The following is a 15,331-nucleotide window of genomic DNA, read 5'->3' as shown; positions in this document are numbered from 1 at the left end:
GCTATAATAATTTTGAAAATTAATAATTGAATTATTTAGAAACTTTAGATTGGATTAAAAATAAAATCCCCTCTTATCAAAAGATGGGGTTAAACAATAATACTTATAAACCTGGATTAGAAAGAATAACTACTATTTGTAAATATCTTGGTAATCCTCAAGAATCATTTAAAAGTATTCATATTGGTGGTACTAACGGAAAAGGATCTACTATTAATATGTTATATTCTATTTTTATAGAAGAAGGTTATAAAGTAGGAGCATTTACTTCTCCACATTTAATTGATTTTAGAGAAAGGATTTCTTGTAATGGAAATTATATAGATAAGAATTTTATTATAAATTTTATAAAAAAAAATAAATTTTTTTTAGAAAAAGAATCAATTTCTTTTTTTGAAATGAATACTGCAATGGCATTTCAATATTTTAAAGAAAAAAAAATTGATATAGCTCTTATTGAAGTAGGAATGGGGGGAAGATTGGATTCAACAAACATTATAAATCCAATTATTTCTATTATTACTAACATTAGTATAGATCATACAGAATCTTTAGGTAACAATGAATTAAAAATAGCTAATGAAAAATCCGGTATTATAAAAAAAACTATTCCTATAGTAATAGGAAAAGATGTTTCTAAAATTGTTAGAAAATTTTTTTTTAAGTGTTCTTTGAAAAAAAATTCTCCAATTTATTTTGTACCTAAAAAATTTTTAATAAAAAATGATAATTATTTAAATAATGTTTTTTATCAAAAAAAAAATAAATATTTAGTATTATATATAATAAATATTTTAAAAATAAAAAATATTTTTTTATCGGAAAATTCTATTAATAAAGGATTAATTAATTTAGAAAAAAATACAAAATTTAAAGGACGATGGAGTATAATTAGAAAAGAAGATCCAAAAATTATTTGTGATGTAGCTCACAATAAAAGTGGAATATCAATGGTTAATATTCAATTAAAAAAAGAGTCATACAAAAATCTACATTTGGTATTGGGATTTGTAAAAGATAAAAAAATTAGTTCATTTATTAAATATTTTCCTAATGATTCATATTATTATTTTTGTCATCCTAATATAGAAAGAAAATATGATATAAAAATATTAAAAATATTAATTGAAAAAATTTTTGTAAATAGAAAAAGATTAAATTTTTTTGATTCTGTTAAATCAGCATTTTTTTCTGCTAAAAAATCGTCAGGAAAGAATGATTTAATATTAATATGTGGTAGTACATTTATTGTATCTGAAATTTTTACATTATTATAATTTTTTTTACTTAAATTTGATATTATGGGTAATTAGCTCAGCTTGGTTTAGAGCATCTGTTTTACAAGCAGGAGGTCACTGGTTCGAATCCAGTATTACCCATTTCTTTTCTATAAAATTTAATATTTTATATTTTTGACATGGATCATACCATATAATTTTTTTATTTTTTTTATACCAAGTAAGTTGTCTTTTTGCATATTTTTTAGTGTTATATTTAATTAAATCAATAATTTTATCAAATTTTGATTTATTTTTTTTGTCAAGAAAATTAAAAATTTCTTTATAACCTATTGTTTGTAAACTTTTTAAATTTTTATTGGAATAAAATTCTTTTACTTCATTTAATAATCCATTTTTTATCATGTTATCAACTCTATTATTAATATTTAAATGAATAATTTCTTTTTTTAAAAAAAGACCTATTTGTATAATATTGAAATTTCTTTTTTTATTTTTTTTTTTAAAAAAAAATGAGGGAGACTTTCCTGTAGATTTTACTATTTCTATATATCTAATTAAACGTCTTGGATTATTTAAATCTATATTTTTAATATTATTTTTGTTAAAACAATATAATGTTTTTAATTCTTTTTGTAAAAATTGTATTCCATTTTTTTTAAAATTAAAAATTAATTCATTTCTTATATTTAAATTTATTTTAGGAATTTCAGATAAACCTTCTAATGCAGCTTTTTCATATAAACCAGATCCACCTACCATAATTAATATATTATATTTTTTAAACAAAATTTTAATTTTGTTTAAAAAATCTATTTCGAATAATTTTGCATTGTAATCTTGATAAATACTTTTATTTCCAATAAAATGATGAGTAATTAATTTTAATTCTTTTACAGTTGGTTTAGATGTACCTATTTTCAATTCTTTATAAAATTGTCTTGAATCATTAGACAAAATTTCTGTTTTTAAATTTTTAGCTAAAAATAAAGACAAATACGTTTTTCCAACACAAGTTGGACCAACTATAGATATTAAAAGTTTATTATTCAAATTATTTTATTATTATATTTAGATAATTTTTTATACATACAATAATCTACTAAAACTAATGCAGTCATTGATTCAACAATAGGAACCGCTCTAGGTAAAACGCATGGATCATGTCTTCCTATACCTTTTAGGTCAACATAATTACCTAATTTATCAATGGTTTTTTGTTTTTTCATTATAGTAGCTACTGGTTTAAAGGCTACTTTAAAGTAAATATCCATTCCATTTGAAATTCCTCCTTGAATTCCCCCAGAAAAATTTGTTTTAGTTTTCTTGTTTGAAATAAATAAATCATTATGTTCAGATCCTGTTAATTTTGTTCCATTAAAACCACTTCCATATTCAAATCCTTTTACTGCATTAATAGAAAGCATAGCTTTTCCTAATTCTGCATGTAATTTATTAAATACTGGTTCTCCAATTCCTGATGGAATATTTTTAATGATACATGTTATAGTTCCTCCTATTGTATCTCCACTATTTTTAACCTTTTTAATTTTTTCAATCATTTTATTTGATGTTTGTGGATCTGGACATCTTATTTGACTATTTTCTATTGATTCCATAGATAAATCTAATTTTTGATAAGGTATTTTTAATGATATATTTCCTACACTAGAAACATAAGATATTATTGTAATATTTTTTATTATTTGTTTTGCTATAGATCCGGCAACTACTCGACAAACTGTTTCTCTAGCAGATGATCTACCTCCACCTCTATGATCTCTTATTCCATATTTTTTTTCATAAGTAAAATCTGAATGAGATGGTCTATATATATTTCTAATGTGATTGTAATCTTTTGATTTAAAATCATTATTATATATTATAAATCCAATTGGAGCACCAGTAGTTTTACCATTAAAAATTCCAGATAAAAAATTTACTTTGTCTAATTCATTTCTTGGAGTTACTATAGAAGATTGTCCTGGTTTTCTACGATTTAATTCAATTTGAATTTTTTTTATATCAATTTTTAATCCTGAAGGGCATCCGTCAATAATTCCACCTAAAGCTTCACCATGACTTTCCCCAAAAGTACTAACCCTAAAAATAGATCCAAATATATTTCCTGCCATAAATGTTATGTTTTATAAATAATTATGATTTTATAAATTATTATTCATTACTTTTAATAAGTTTTTTAATAATAATTTTATATCTTATAAAAAGTAGTACAGATGATATAGTTAATCCTATACCCAATCCTATCCATACTCCAGGCCCACCCATTTTTTTTGATAAATACCATGATATAGGGAGACCTATTATCCAATAAGAAAAAAATATAATGTACATAGGAATTGTAACATCTTGTAATCCTCTTAATATTCCAGATATTATTCCTTGTAATCCATCAAATAATTGAAATATACTAGCTACTACAATCATTTTTTTTATTATTGGAACTATTTCTGTATCGTTTTTTTTTATGTATATATAAGGTATATAATTTTTAAAAAATAAAAACAGAAAACTACATATTAACATAAATATAGCCCCCATAATTATAATAGATGTAACTGTTTCTTTTATTTTAAAATATTTTTTTAAAGCAAATTGATTTCCAATTCTAATCGTTGCTATTAATGAAAATCCTGTAATAATAATAAAGGTAGAAGATACTAAATTAATAACTATTTGATGAGCTGCTAAAACTTTTAATCCGCATTTTCCAGATATAAAAGATGAAATAGCAAAGGCACCAACTTCGAATAACATATGTAATCCAGATGGAACTCCTATTTTTAGTATTTTTTCAATATATTTCTTTTTAAAAGAAAAATATTTTATATAACTAAAATAGTTTCTAATTTTTTTATACTTAAAAAGTATAGGTATTATTAATATTAACATAAAAAATCGTGATATTAATGTAGCGTAAGCAACACCAATAACTCCTAATTTAGGAAATCCTAATAATCCATTTATTAATAAATAATTTAATACTATATTCATTATAGTAGAAATCCATGTAACTATTAAACTTGGATATATTAACGATAATCCTTCTGAAAATTTTCTAAATACTTCAAAAATCATCCATGGAATAAAAGAAATAGATAAAATCTTTAAAAAAGAAATTGTTTCTTTTTTTATTTCTTCAGGTTCGTTTATATATGGAAATATGTAAAAAAATATGTATGTCAATACGTACATAATAATTGATAATATAGAGTTTAAAATTATACTATGAATAAAAATCATAGATCCTTTTTTATAATTATTTTTTGCATCTGCAGAAGATATTAAAGAGGATATAGAAGTGGTAACTCCTAGCCCGAAAATAATTAACATAAAAAACACTGAATTGGATAATGAAACAGATGCTATTGATCTTTTTCCAAGACTACTTACCATAATATTATCAAATAATCCTACACATAAAACTCCTAACTGAGTAAATACTACAGGAAAAATTAGTAAAAAATTATCTTTAAAATGTTTTAAATATATTTTTATTATAATTAATTAAAGAATTATATGTAATAAAGTTAATTAACTTTTTTTATTTTTATAAAAGGTAATTTTTTTATTTTTATGGAAATTTTTTTATTTCTTATTAAAATAAACATATTAGTAATTTTACTATAATTTTTATATAAATATCCAAGTCCTATACATTTTTTTATTATTGGAGAATATGAACCTGATGTTACAAATCCAATTATATTATTGTATTCATCAATAATTTTATGTCCATTTCTTGGTATACAAACTTTTAAATCATTTATATAAAATGATAAAAATTTTTTATATACTCCAGATTTTTTTTGTTTTATTAAAATATCTTTTGATATAAAATTTTTTTTAAAATTAACTATCCATGATAATCCAGATTCTATTGGGGTTATATTTTCTGAAATATCTTGACCATATAAACGATATCCCATTTCCAATCTTAATGAATTTCTACTAGAAATACCACATGGTATTATTTTTCCATTTCCTATATTTAATATATTATTCCATATACTTTTAACGTATTTATTAGAAACATAAATTTCTATACCTGCTGATCCAGTATATCCTGTATTGGATATTAAAACATTTTTTATTCCGCATAGATCCCCTATTTTAAAATGATAAAATGGAATTTTATCTAATATAATAGATGTTAGTTTCTGTATATAAACTATAGAAAGTGGACCTTGTATTGCTAATAAAGAATATTTTTCTGAAAAATCAATTAACTTTAATAAGTTGTTTTTTTTATTTTTTAAAATCCATTTTTTATTTTTTTCAATATTAATGGCATTTACTATAAGTAAATATTCATAATGTTTTAAACAATAAATAACCAAATCATCTATAATCCCCCCATTTTCATTTGTAAAACATGTATACTGAGCTTGTCCTGGACTTATTTTTGATAAATCATTTGTTGTTAAATATTGTAAAATTTTTTTGGAATTTTTTCCTTTTACTATTAATTTTCCCATATGACTAACATCAAATAATCCAGAGTAATTTCTTACATACATATGCTCTTCTAATGAAGATTTATACTGAACTGGCATATAAAATCCTGAAAAATTTATTATTTTTGCATTTAATTTAACATGTACATCATATAATGATGTTTTTTTTAAATTTTTAATTTCCATCATATTCAACAAAATTATTTTCTGTTTCGTATAAAATAATTTTTAATTCAAATTTAGAAGATATTTTATTTTTTATTTTTTTCCATATTACTATTGCAATATTTTCTAAAGTAGGAATAATAGTTTCAAATTCTTTTAATTCTAAATTAATATTTTTATGATCAAAATATTCTTTTATATTTTTATCAAGAATGTTTTTTAATTCATTTAAATTTATTACAAATCCAGTTATTGGATCTACTTCTCCTTTTACACTTACTATGTATTTATAATTATGACCATGATCATTGTAACATTTTCCAAAAAATCTAGCGTTTTTTTTTTTATCCCATAAATTATTAAAAAGTCTATGTGATGCACTAAAATAACCTTTTTTACTTACAATTATTTTCATTTAATTAGTTTATTTATATAATTTTTTATAATAATTTTTAACCATATTGTATATAAATGTGGAAAATTATAAATATCTTTTATTAAATTTTCTAATGACATCCATTTCCAATTTTCTACTTCTTCGTAATTTACTATAGGATATTTATTATACTCTCCTACAAATACATGATCTAATTCATTTTCAATTAATCCATTATCTAAAGTTTCATTATAAATAAAACAAAACTTATATTGTAGATTACAATCAAATCCCATTTCATTTTTTAAACAACGATGTGCAGAATTTAATAATGATTCATTTTTAATTGGATGACTACAAGATGTATTTGTCCATAACAAAGATGAATGATATTTTTTATATGATCTTTTTTGTAACATTAAATTAATCTTTTTATTTGTATCAAATATAAATACAGATACTGCGCTATGTAGTATTCCTTTTTTATGTATTATTTCTTTTTTATCAAAACCAATAATTTTATTATTTTTTATAATAGGAATAAAACTATTATCTATTTTTTCATTCATAAGATTTTTTAATAAAAAATGAAAACAAAAATAATTAACTTTTTAAATGAATTAAATAAAAAACAAAATTTTTTTTCATGTAATATTAAATTTATTTTCATTTCTTCAAATAAAAATCTATTGATAGCAAGAATTCCTATTAATAAAACGATATTAAATCCTTTTGGATACCTTCATGGAGGTATCACTAGTTTATTATCAGAAACAGTAGGTTGTTCATTATCTTTTATAAATATAAAAAATGAAAAAAATCATAATAAATTTAATTTATTTAATATAGAAATATCTATTAATCATGTTCATAATATTAAAAATGGTATTTTATTTATTAAAGCTAAACTTATTCATAAAGGTAAAACAATTCACTTAGTGAAAATAAATGTTTTTAACGAAAAAAATATTCTTATTAGTTTTTGTAAAATGACTAATTTAATTATAAAAAAAAAATATGGTTAAAAAAGAAATAAGTATATTTTTATTATATAGAAAAATAGTAAATAATTATATTAAAAATAATAATTTTGCAATTTTTAGAAAACCTAACGAAGATAAAATTTTTTTTTATTCTGATAATAGAAAAATAAGTAATAATTATTTTATAATTAAAGATTTCCTTCAAAAAAGAACTATAAAAATATATACAAATAATATTTTTTATGTTAAAATAAATTCTAAAAAAAATTTAAATAATGGTATTTATTCATTTTTTTCTACTAAAGATTTTACAAAAAAAAATTTTTCTTTGTTTTATAAAAAATTAATAGAAAAATCTATTTCTTATATAAAAGGAAATTTTTTTAAAAAAGTTGTTGTATCTAAAAATTTAATTATTTCATTAGGAAAGATTGATTTAATTAAAACATTTAAAAATTTAATTTTTTCTCATATTAATAATTTAGTTAGTTTATGGTATAATAATAATAATAATGAATTTTGGATAGGGTCTACCCCAGAATTATTAATGAAGTATAAAAATAAAAAATTGAAAACTATGGCTTTAGCTGGAACTATTTGGAAAAATGATAATAAATTAATAAATAAATGGACATATAAAGAGATAAATGAACATGAAATTGTAATTCAACATATTAATGATTCATTAAAAAAATATAATGTTAATTTTTTAATATATAAAACTAAAACAATATCTATAGATGATTTATTTCATTTAAAAACTAATATATTAATTGAATTTAAAGAAAAAATTAAATATAATGAAATATTAAAAAATTTGTATCCTACTCCTTCCATATGCGGATTACCAATAAAAAAATCTATGGATTTTATTGTTAAAAACGAAAATTATGAAAGATCTTTTTATACAGGATATATAGGTATTGTAAATGATGATTATAATGTTGAACTATATCTTAATTTAAGATGTTCAAAAATTTTATATAAAAAAAAAAAGATTGTATTATACGCAGGTAGTGGAATAATTGAAAGCAGTAACATATACCGTGAATATATAGAAACAGATAAAAAAATTAAAAATATATTATCTAATTTTATTATTAAAAATATTTAAAATCTAGATTTTAAATATTTTTTTCTATAAAAAGGTCTTATAATCAATCTAACACTTTTATTATAATGAAAATATTGAATAATCCAATTTGTTAATGCTATTACTCTATTTCTAAATCCAACTAAACTAACTAAATGAACAAACATCCATATTATCCAAGCTAAAAATCCTTTTAGTTTAATAAATGAAAAATCACAAACAGCTTTATTTCTTCCAATAGTTGCCATAGATCCAAAATTATTATATATAAATGGTTTCATAATTTTACTGTTATCAAATAATAATTTATTAAAATTATTTACAAGATAATTACCTTGTTGTATAGCTGGGGGAGCAGTCATTGGATGTCCATTTGGATAATTTTCATTTTCTTTCACAAAAGCAATATCTCCAATAGCAAATATATTTTTATATCTTATAGTTCTAAGATATGAATTTACTAATAATCTATTTTTTTTCATATCTTTAGTTAAAAATCCTTTTATTAATGCTCCTTTTACACCTGCTGCCCATATAACATTAGATGTTTCTATATATTTATTTTTATCCATAGAGATTACTTCTCCGTTATAGTCTTTTACTAAACAATTTAACCATATTGATACACCTAAACTTTTTAAGCTTTTATAAGCATGTTCAGCTGATTTTATAGACATACCATCTAGTAATCTAGTAGATGCTTGTAACAAATGAATTTTCATGTAATTATGGTCTAAATTTGGATAATCATTAGGAATAACATATTTTTTCATTTCAGCTAAAGCTCCAGCTAATTCTACACCTGTTGGTCCACCTCCAACAATGACAAAAGTCATTAATTTTTTTTTTTCTTTTATTTTATTTGTTAATAAAGCTGATTCAAAATCTTGTAATATTAAACTTCTTAGATTTAATGCTTCTGGAATTGATTTCATAGGTAATGCATTAAGTTTTATATTTTTGTTACCAAAATAATTTGTTACTGATCCTGTAGCTATAATTAAATAATCATAAAATATATTACCTATGTTTGTATATATTTTTCTTTTATTGGTATTTATATAATGAACATTAGCTAATCTAAAAAAAAAATTTTTAGTTTTTTTTATTATATTTCTTATTGAATGAGCTATAGAATCTGGTTCTAAACCTGCAGTAGCTACTTGATATAATAACGGTTGAAAAGTATGATAATTATTTTTATCTATTAATATAACTTGATATTTATCTCTTCTTAATTTTTTTGCTACTTGTAATCCAGCAAATCCTGCTCCAATAATAATTACTCTTTTTAAATTTTTTTCTGTTGGAATATTCATACAATCGAAATTTTTTCGATATAATACTAATTTATGTTATATTTTCATTTTTAGTAATAAATTAATATTTTTGTTTTTTTTTCATTATTCATTATATTGAATAAAAATAACATTATTTATGAATTTTTATTATTTCATTACATCAATTATTTATATAATTAATCATATTATAAATATTTTTCTAAGAAATAGATTAAGATTTTATTCTAAATTTTATTTAAAATCTAATATGAGTGGTAGAGAAATAGCAGAAAAGATGTTGATTGATAATGGAATTAATGATGTGAAAATATATCCAGTTCAAGGAGAATTAGTTGATTATTATGATCCTTCAGATAAAACTATAAATTTAAGTGAAATAGTTTTTTATGGAAAAAATATAGTTTCAGCTGCTATTGCTACACATGAATGTGGACATGCATTACAACATAGAATAAAAGATAATTTGTTAAAATTTCGTAATAATTTATCTACTATTCTTAATTTTAGTTCTAGAGTAAGTAATATTTCCATAATAAGTGGATTAATTATTTTTTATAACTCTGAAGGAAGAGAATCATTAATTCTTAAAATAGGAATAGGATTATTTTTATTAATTGTAATATTCTCATTAATAACATTACCGATAGAATTTAATGCTAGTGATAGAGCTCTAAGTTGGTTAAAAGAAAAAAAACTAGTAAAAGGTAACGAATATTTTCAAGTTAAAAAATTGTTAAATTTTGCTATAATGACTTATATTATTTCTGCATTGGGAAATTTAACTCAATTAACATATTTTATGTCTATTTTAAATAATAGCAATAGTAACAATAGTGATAATATTAATGACGATTAGTATTATTGTTTTTAATTTTATATTTCTTTTTTTTTAATTTTTTTGGATTAGGACGTCTGTTACCATATGTTTTATTTATTATTTTTCCTCTTTTAGTTTTTATATCACCTTTTCCCATATTTAATGTTTTTTATAATTTTTTTATGTAAACTTATTGAATATTTCTTTAATTTAGTTATAGACGAATTATTTTCAATAAAAAAAATTTTATTACTTATATTTTTTATGTTTTTTATATTGTTAATATTTATTTGATTATTTAAACGATTTATAATTTCTTCTTTACTTAATTTATCTCTTTTTATAATTCTTTTCAATATTATTTTTAGATATGATGTTAATATAATAATTAAATCAAATTCTTTATAATTTTCAAATTCAAATATAAGGGCTGATTCTTTAATTATATATGGATAATTATTATTTTTTTTCCATTTTTCAAAATCTAACTTAACCCATGGATGTACAATAGAACATAATATTTTTAATGCATTTATATCTTTAAATATAATTTTTGATAAAAAATTTTTGTTTAATTTTTTACCATTATAAGATTTAATTCCAAAAAATTTTATAATATTTTTTCTTATAATATTTGATTTATTCATTAAAATTTTACACTTATTATCTGATGAATAAATAGGAACTCCATTTTCTTTAAAAAAATTAGATAATAAAGTTTTTCCTGTACCTATATTACCTGTTATTCCTACTAGAATTGATTTCAACTTTATTTTTTATTTTATTGTTATAATGTAATTTTGTCAATTCTTTAGATATTGTATTTTTTTCAATTTTTATTTTTCCTGTGATAATCTCTAAAATAATAAAATTATTTTTTATTTCTATAATTTTTCCATGAATTCCTGTATTTGTTACTATATAGCTTCCCTTAGTTAACTTTTCTTGAAAATCTCTTTCATTTTTTTGTTTTTGTATTTGAGGTCTTATCATAAAGAAATAAAATATTATAAAAATTAATATGAACATGCAAATAGTATTTGCAATAGAATTTTTTTGGAAAAAAAATAATATTAACATTTGTTTTTGTTTTAATATTTTTTATAATTTGATTAATTTAATATTTTGATATTTTATTTTTTTTACATAAAAATTTATAGATTTTATCTAAAATTCCATTTACAAATGATTTACTTTTATTCATACAAAAAATTTTTGTAATTTCAATATATTCATTTATAGTTGCTTTAGGTGGTATATTTGGAAAATATAAAAATTCGCAAGTTGCCATTTGTAAGATAATTAAATCTATAATACCCATTCTTTTTATATCCCAATTCTTAGATGTATAATCTATTAACTTATTAAATTCTTTTTTATGAATTATTGTATTTCTATATAAATTAATTATAAATTTTTTATTTTCTATATTATTATAAATATTATACAATTTAAAATTTGGATTTATAGAATTTTTTATGAATTGTAAAGTTTTACATACCATATTATGAGCTATATAATTATTTTCTATACCATTTATAAATAAATCTTCTACATATTCTTTTAGTTTATTATTCTTTATTATATTGTCTTTATAATATTTTATTATAAATATTTTTTCATCTTCAAAAGAATAAAAATTACTTTCATTATAATTAGTTTTTTGTAAATCTTTTAATAAAGAAAATATAAGATTATATTCTTTTTTCCAAAAATTAATTGGAGAATTATATATTTTTATTAAATGTTTATTATTAGATAATATTTTTAAAATAGAATTATTAATAATTTTTTTTTCTAAAAAAAATAATGGGATATTATTTTTTTCTTGTTTTTTTATTATATTATTTCTAATTACTAATATTAAACATAGAAAAGATTTGTATGTATTATGTAAATCTTCAATACTATTTAACATAATTTTTTCAATTTTATATAAATCAATTGAAGAAATATATTGCGCATATAAGAATTGTAAGCTTCTTATTCTAAATTCTCTTCTTACTAACATTTATTTTAATTATAATTAATTAATAGTTTTTTTATAAAAAAAAATAAATTATTAATATATTTAAAATCAAATATATAAATAAAAAAATTTTTATGTAAATAAAATTTTTTATTTATAAACGAATGAAAAAATAGTTTTATTATATTTTTTTTTATTTTTTTTTATTTAGATTTGTCCAACATATAAATAAAATTTGAAATGGACGAAAAAAAAAATAAAGAAAAAAATGAAATATGTTCACGTACTTTAAAAACAGGTAGTCGCACATATTTTTTTGATGCAAGAGAAACAAGAGCTGGTGATTATTATTTAACTATTACTGAAAGTAAGAAAAATTTTAATGAAAATGGAGAAATAACATATAAAAAACATAAAATTTACTTATATAAAGAAGATTTTTCTAAATTTAAAAATATCCTTAACGATATGATTAAATTTATTATAGATGAAAAAGGTAAAGAAGTAATATCAGAACGACATCAAAAAGATTTTAAAAATAATTCATCTTATAATCATGGATATAAAGTATCTCAAAAAAAATCATAAATAAAAAATTTTACAAATGTAAACTTTGAATATATATAAAGTATGTTTTATTTATTAACAAATAAATAAAAAAATTAGTTAGTTTTATGTTAAACAAAGAATATTTAAACATAATGAATTATATTGATACTTTTGTATTTGATGTAGATGGTGTTTTAACTAATTGTACATTAAATCTTTTTCCTGATGGAAATTTAGTAAGACAAATGTTTGCTAAAGACGGATATGCTATACAATTAGCAAAAAAAAAGGGATATAATTTATGTGTAATTACAAGAGGATCAGACTTAATGGTATTTAAACGTTTAAGAAGTTTAAATATTCGTCATATTTATCAAGGAGTTATAAACAAAAAAAAATATTTAGATGATTATTGTTACATCTCAAATACAGAAAGAAATAAAATTCTTTATATGGGGGATGATATTCCAGATATGGAAGTAATGAAATCAGTAGCTCTTCCTTGTTCTCCAATTGATGCAGTTCAAGAAATAAAAGATATATCTAAATATATATCACCAAAAAAAGGAGGAAAAGGATGTGTTAGAGATGTTATAGAAAAAACATTAAAAGTTCAAAATAACTGGTAAAAAAAAAAATAGTGTCTTGATTTAGACACTATTTTTTTTTGCAGAATGAAATTAATAATTTACATCATACCTCCCATACCTGCTCCAGCACCTCCTGGCATTGGTGGTGTTGAATTATTTTCATCTTTTTTTATTTCTGTAACTACACATTCAGTAGTTAATAACATTCCTGAAACAGAAGCTGCATTTTCTAATGCAACTCTAGCTACTTTAGTAGGATCTATTATACCTTCAGAAATCATATTTTTATATTCACCAATTTTAGCATCATATCCAAAATCACCTTTACCTTCAGCTACTTTTGCTACCACAACTGAACCTTCACCACCAGCATTAGCAACAATTTGTCTTAAAGGTTCCTCTAATGATCTTCTAACTATTTGTATACCAGTATCTTGATCACAATTATCTCCTTTTATGCTATTTAATGTTTTAATTGAACGAACTAAAGCTACACCTCCTCCAGCAACTATTCCTTCTTCTACTGCAGCTCTTGTAGCATTTAGAGCATCGTCTACTCTATCTTTTTTTTCTTTCATTTCTACTTCAGATGCTGCTCCTACATATAAAACTGCTACACCACCTGCTAACTTAGCAAGACGTTCTTGTAATTTTTCTTTATCATAATCTGATGTTGTAGTCTCTATTTGTGCTTTTATTTGATCAATTCTTGATCTAATATCTTTTTTATTTCCACCACCATTAACAATTGTAGTATTATCTTTATCTATTATAACTCTTTCTGCTTTACCAAGCATATTTAGTTTTACGTCTTCTAATTTACTACCTGTCTCTTCAGAGATAACTGTACCTCCAGTTAAAATTGCTATATCTTCTAACATAGCTTTTCTTCTATCTCCAAATCCTGGAGCTTTAATTGCAGCTACCTTTAAAGTACCTCTAATTTTATTAACAACTAATGTTGCTAATGCTTCTCCTTCTACTTCTTCTGAGATTATAAGTAAAGGTTTTCCTGACTGTGCAACAGGTTCTAAAATAGGCAATAAATCTTTCATTGCTGCTATTTTTTTATCAGATAATAAAATTTGAGGTTGATCAAATTCTGTTATCATTTTTTCAGTATTTGTTACAAAATAAGGAGATTGATAACCTCTATCAAATTGCATTCCTTCAACTACATCTACAGACGTATCGGTACCTTTTGCTTCTTCTACAGTAATTACCCCTTCTCTTCCAACTCTTTCAAATGCATCCGCTATTAATGCACCTGTTTTTTCATCATTATTTGCAGAAATAGACGCTACTTGTTTTATTTTTTCAGTATTTCCTCCAACCTCTCTGGATTGTTTTCTAAGATCTATAATAACAGCTTCTAAAGCTTTATCTATTCCTCTTTTTAAATCCATAGGATTAGCTCCAGCCGCAACATTTTTTAATCCTTCTCGAACAATAGCTTGTGCTAAAACAGTGGCTGTAGTTGTTCCATCTCCTGCAACATCATTGGTTTTAGATGCTACTTCCTTAACCATCTGTGCCCCTAAATTTTCTATAGGTTCTTCTAATTCTATTTCTTTAGCTACAGTAACTCCGTCTTTGGTAACTTGAGGACCTCCAAAAGATTTTTGTAATACAACATTTCTTCCTTTTGGTCCTAAAGTAACTTTAACGGCATTTGCCAATGCATCTACACCTTTTTTTAATTTATCTCTTGCTTCAATATCAAATTTAATATCTTTTGCCATAATTTTCTATATTTTTTCAATCAAATCAAT

Annotated in this window: 18 protein-coding genes and 1 tRNA gene; 7 read left to right on the top strand and 12 right to left on the bottom strand. The window is 21.1% G+C overall.

What is annotated here, in order from left to right; genetic code table 11:
- Nucleotides 1–26 precede the first annotated feature (26 nt).
- On the top strand, nucleotides 27–1,277 hold the full coding sequence (locus H0H34_RS02115) for a bifunctional folylpolyglutamate synthase/dihydrofolate synthase (RefSeq protein ID WP_185873181.1): 1,251 nt from the start codon (nucleotides 27–29) through the stop codon (nucleotides 1,275–1,277).
- A 26-nt stretch (nucleotides 1,278–1,303) separates the two neighbouring features.
- Nucleotides 1,304–1,379 (top strand) — tRNA-Val (locus H0H34_RS02110).
- Here H0H34_RS02110 and miaA read toward each other — a convergent pair.
- The 6 genes from miaA to H0H34_RS02080 all read right to left on the bottom strand — a co-directional run bounded on the left by miaA (nucleotide 1,353) and on the right by H0H34_RS02080 (nucleotide 6,826).
- Nucleotides 1,353–2,291, bottom strand: coding sequence for a tRNA (adenosine(37)-N6)-dimethylallyltransferase MiaA (gene miaA, locus H0H34_RS02105; RefSeq protein ID WP_238785443.1), 939 nt, complete (start codon nucleotides 2,289–2,291; stop codon nucleotides 1,353–1,355). The two genes, H0H34_RS02110 and miaA, sit on opposite strands and share 27 nt — an antisense overlap.
- The gene (gene aroC / locus H0H34_RS02100; protein WP_185873180.1) at nucleotides 2,288–3,373 is read right to left on the bottom strand and encodes a chorismate synthase; all 1,086 of its coding nucleotides are present in this window, start codon (nucleotides 3,371–3,373) and stop codon (nucleotides 2,288–2,290) included. Before aroC ends, miaA begins: the two co-directional genes overlap by 4 nt.
- Nucleotides 3,374–3,413: 40 nt before the next feature.
- Nucleotides 3,414–4,655, bottom strand: a complete 1,242-nt coding sequence (locus H0H34_RS02095) for an MATE family efflux transporter (RefSeq protein ID WP_238785442.1) — start codon at nucleotides 4,653–4,655, stop codon at nucleotides 3,414–3,416.
- A gap of 134 nt (nucleotides 4,656–4,789) precedes the next feature.
- Nucleotides 4,790–5,905, bottom strand: coding sequence for a glycine cleavage system aminomethyltransferase GcvT (gcvT, locus tag H0H34_RS02090; RefSeq protein WP_317167290.1), 1,116 nt, complete (start codon nucleotides 5,903–5,905; stop codon nucleotides 4,790–4,792).
- Nucleotides 5,892–6,296, bottom strand: a complete 405-nt coding sequence (locus H0H34_RS02085; protein WP_185873179.1) for a 6-pyruvoyl trahydropterin synthase family protein — start codon at nucleotides 6,294–6,296, stop codon at nucleotides 5,892–5,894. Before H0H34_RS02085 ends, gcvT begins: the two co-directional genes overlap by 14 nt.
- Complete coding sequence (locus H0H34_RS02080; protein ID WP_185873178.1) at nucleotides 6,293–6,826, bottom strand: isopentenyl-diphosphate Delta-isomerase; 534 nt, start codon at nucleotides 6,824–6,826, stop codon at nucleotides 6,293–6,295. Before H0H34_RS02080 ends, H0H34_RS02085 begins: the two co-directional genes overlap by 4 nt.
- Before the next feature lie 18 nt (nucleotides 6,827–6,844).
- Between H0H34_RS02080 and H0H34_RS02075 the strand changes: the two genes are divergently transcribed.
- The gene (locus H0H34_RS02075; protein WP_185873177.1) at nucleotides 6,845–7,282 is read left to right on the top strand and encodes a hotdog fold thioesterase; all 438 of its coding nucleotides are present in this window, start codon (nucleotides 6,845–6,847) and stop codon (nucleotides 7,280–7,282) included.
- A complete protein-coding gene (locus H0H34_RS02070; protein WP_185873176.1) occupies nucleotides 7,275–8,354 on the top strand; it encodes a chorismate-binding protein in 1,080 nt (359 codons plus the stop codon). The genes H0H34_RS02075 and H0H34_RS02070 overlap by 8 nt, the downstream gene beginning before the upstream one ends.
- On the opposite strand, the gene H0H34_RS02065 is transcribed toward H0H34_RS02070, so the two are convergent.
- Entirely contained in the window at nucleotides 8,351–9,652 is a 1,302-nt protein-coding gene (locus tag H0H34_RS02065) for an NAD(P)/FAD-dependent oxidoreductase (RefSeq protein ID WP_185873175.1), read from the bottom strand. The two genes, H0H34_RS02070 and H0H34_RS02065, sit on opposite strands and share 4 nt — an antisense overlap.
- Nucleotides 9,653–9,770: 118 nt before the next feature.
- Here H0H34_RS02065 and H0H34_RS02060 point away from each other — a divergent pair, with 118 nt between their 5' ends.
- Nucleotides 9,771–10,490 carry a zinc metallopeptidase gene (locus tag H0H34_RS02060; RefSeq protein WP_185873174.1) on the top strand — a complete coding sequence of 240 codons (720 nt, stop codon included), beginning with the start codon at nucleotides 9,771–9,773 and terminating at the stop codon, nucleotides 10,488–10,490.
- On the opposite strand, the gene H0H34_RS02055 is transcribed toward H0H34_RS02060, so the two are convergent.
- The 4 genes from H0H34_RS02055 to nusB all read right to left on the bottom strand — a co-directional run bounded on the left by H0H34_RS02055 (nucleotide 10,477) and on the right by nusB (nucleotide 12,462).
- Nucleotides 10,477–10,608, bottom strand: coding sequence for a 30S ribosomal protein THX (locus tag H0H34_RS02055; protein WP_185873173.1), 132 nt, complete (start codon nucleotides 10,606–10,608; stop codon nucleotides 10,477–10,479). The genes H0H34_RS02060 and H0H34_RS02055 overlap by 14 nt on opposite strands.
- Nucleotides 10,595–11,218, bottom strand: coding sequence for a dephospho-CoA kinase (gene coaE, locus H0H34_RS02050; protein WP_185873172.1), 624 nt, complete (start codon nucleotides 11,216–11,218; stop codon nucleotides 10,595–10,597). The genes H0H34_RS02055 and coaE overlap by 14 nt, the downstream gene beginning before the upstream one ends.
- Nucleotides 11,187–11,444 (bottom strand): preprotein translocase subunit YajC, encoded by a 258-nt coding sequence (gene yajC, locus H0H34_RS02045; protein ID WP_317167289.1) that lies wholly within the window; start codon nucleotides 11,442–11,444, stop codon nucleotides 11,187–11,189. Before yajC ends, coaE begins: the two co-directional genes overlap by 32 nt.
- 124 nt (nucleotides 11,445–11,568) lie before the next feature.
- Nucleotides 11,569–12,462 carry a transcription antitermination factor NusB gene (gene nusB, locus H0H34_RS02040; protein ID WP_185873170.1) on the bottom strand — a complete coding sequence of 298 codons (894 nt, stop codon included), beginning with the start codon at nucleotides 12,460–12,462 and terminating at the stop codon, nucleotides 11,569–11,571.
- A 198-nt stretch (nucleotides 12,463–12,660) separates the two neighbouring features.
- On the opposite strand from nusB, the gene H0H34_RS02035 reads away from it, so the two are divergent.
- Entirely contained in the window at nucleotides 12,661–13,008 is a 348-nt protein-coding gene (locus tag H0H34_RS02035) for a DUF3276 family protein (protein WP_185873169.1), read from the top strand.
- Nucleotides 13,009–13,094: 86 nt separating this feature from the next.
- Entirely contained in the window at nucleotides 13,095–13,598 is a 504-nt protein-coding gene (locus H0H34_RS02030) for a KdsC family phosphatase (RefSeq protein ID WP_238785441.1), read from the top strand.
- A gap of 59 nt (nucleotides 13,599–13,657) precedes the next feature.
- Here H0H34_RS02030 and groL read toward each other — a convergent pair whose 3' ends face one another.
- Nucleotides 13,658–15,301 carry a chaperonin GroEL gene (groL, locus tag H0H34_RS02025; protein WP_185873168.1) on the bottom strand — a complete coding sequence of 548 codons (1,644 nt, stop codon included), beginning with the start codon at nucleotides 15,299–15,301 and terminating at the stop codon, nucleotides 13,658–13,660.
- Nucleotides 15,302–15,331 lie beyond the last annotated feature (30 nt).

Origin of the sequence: Blattabacterium cuenoti (assembly GCF_014252375.1) — a bacterium.
Classification (GTDB): domain Bacteria; phylum Bacteroidota; class Bacteroidia; order Flavobacteriales; family Blattabacteriaceae; genus Blattabacterium; species Blattabacterium cuenoti_AH.
This window is presented reverse-complemented; position numbering and strand designations above follow the sequence as displayed.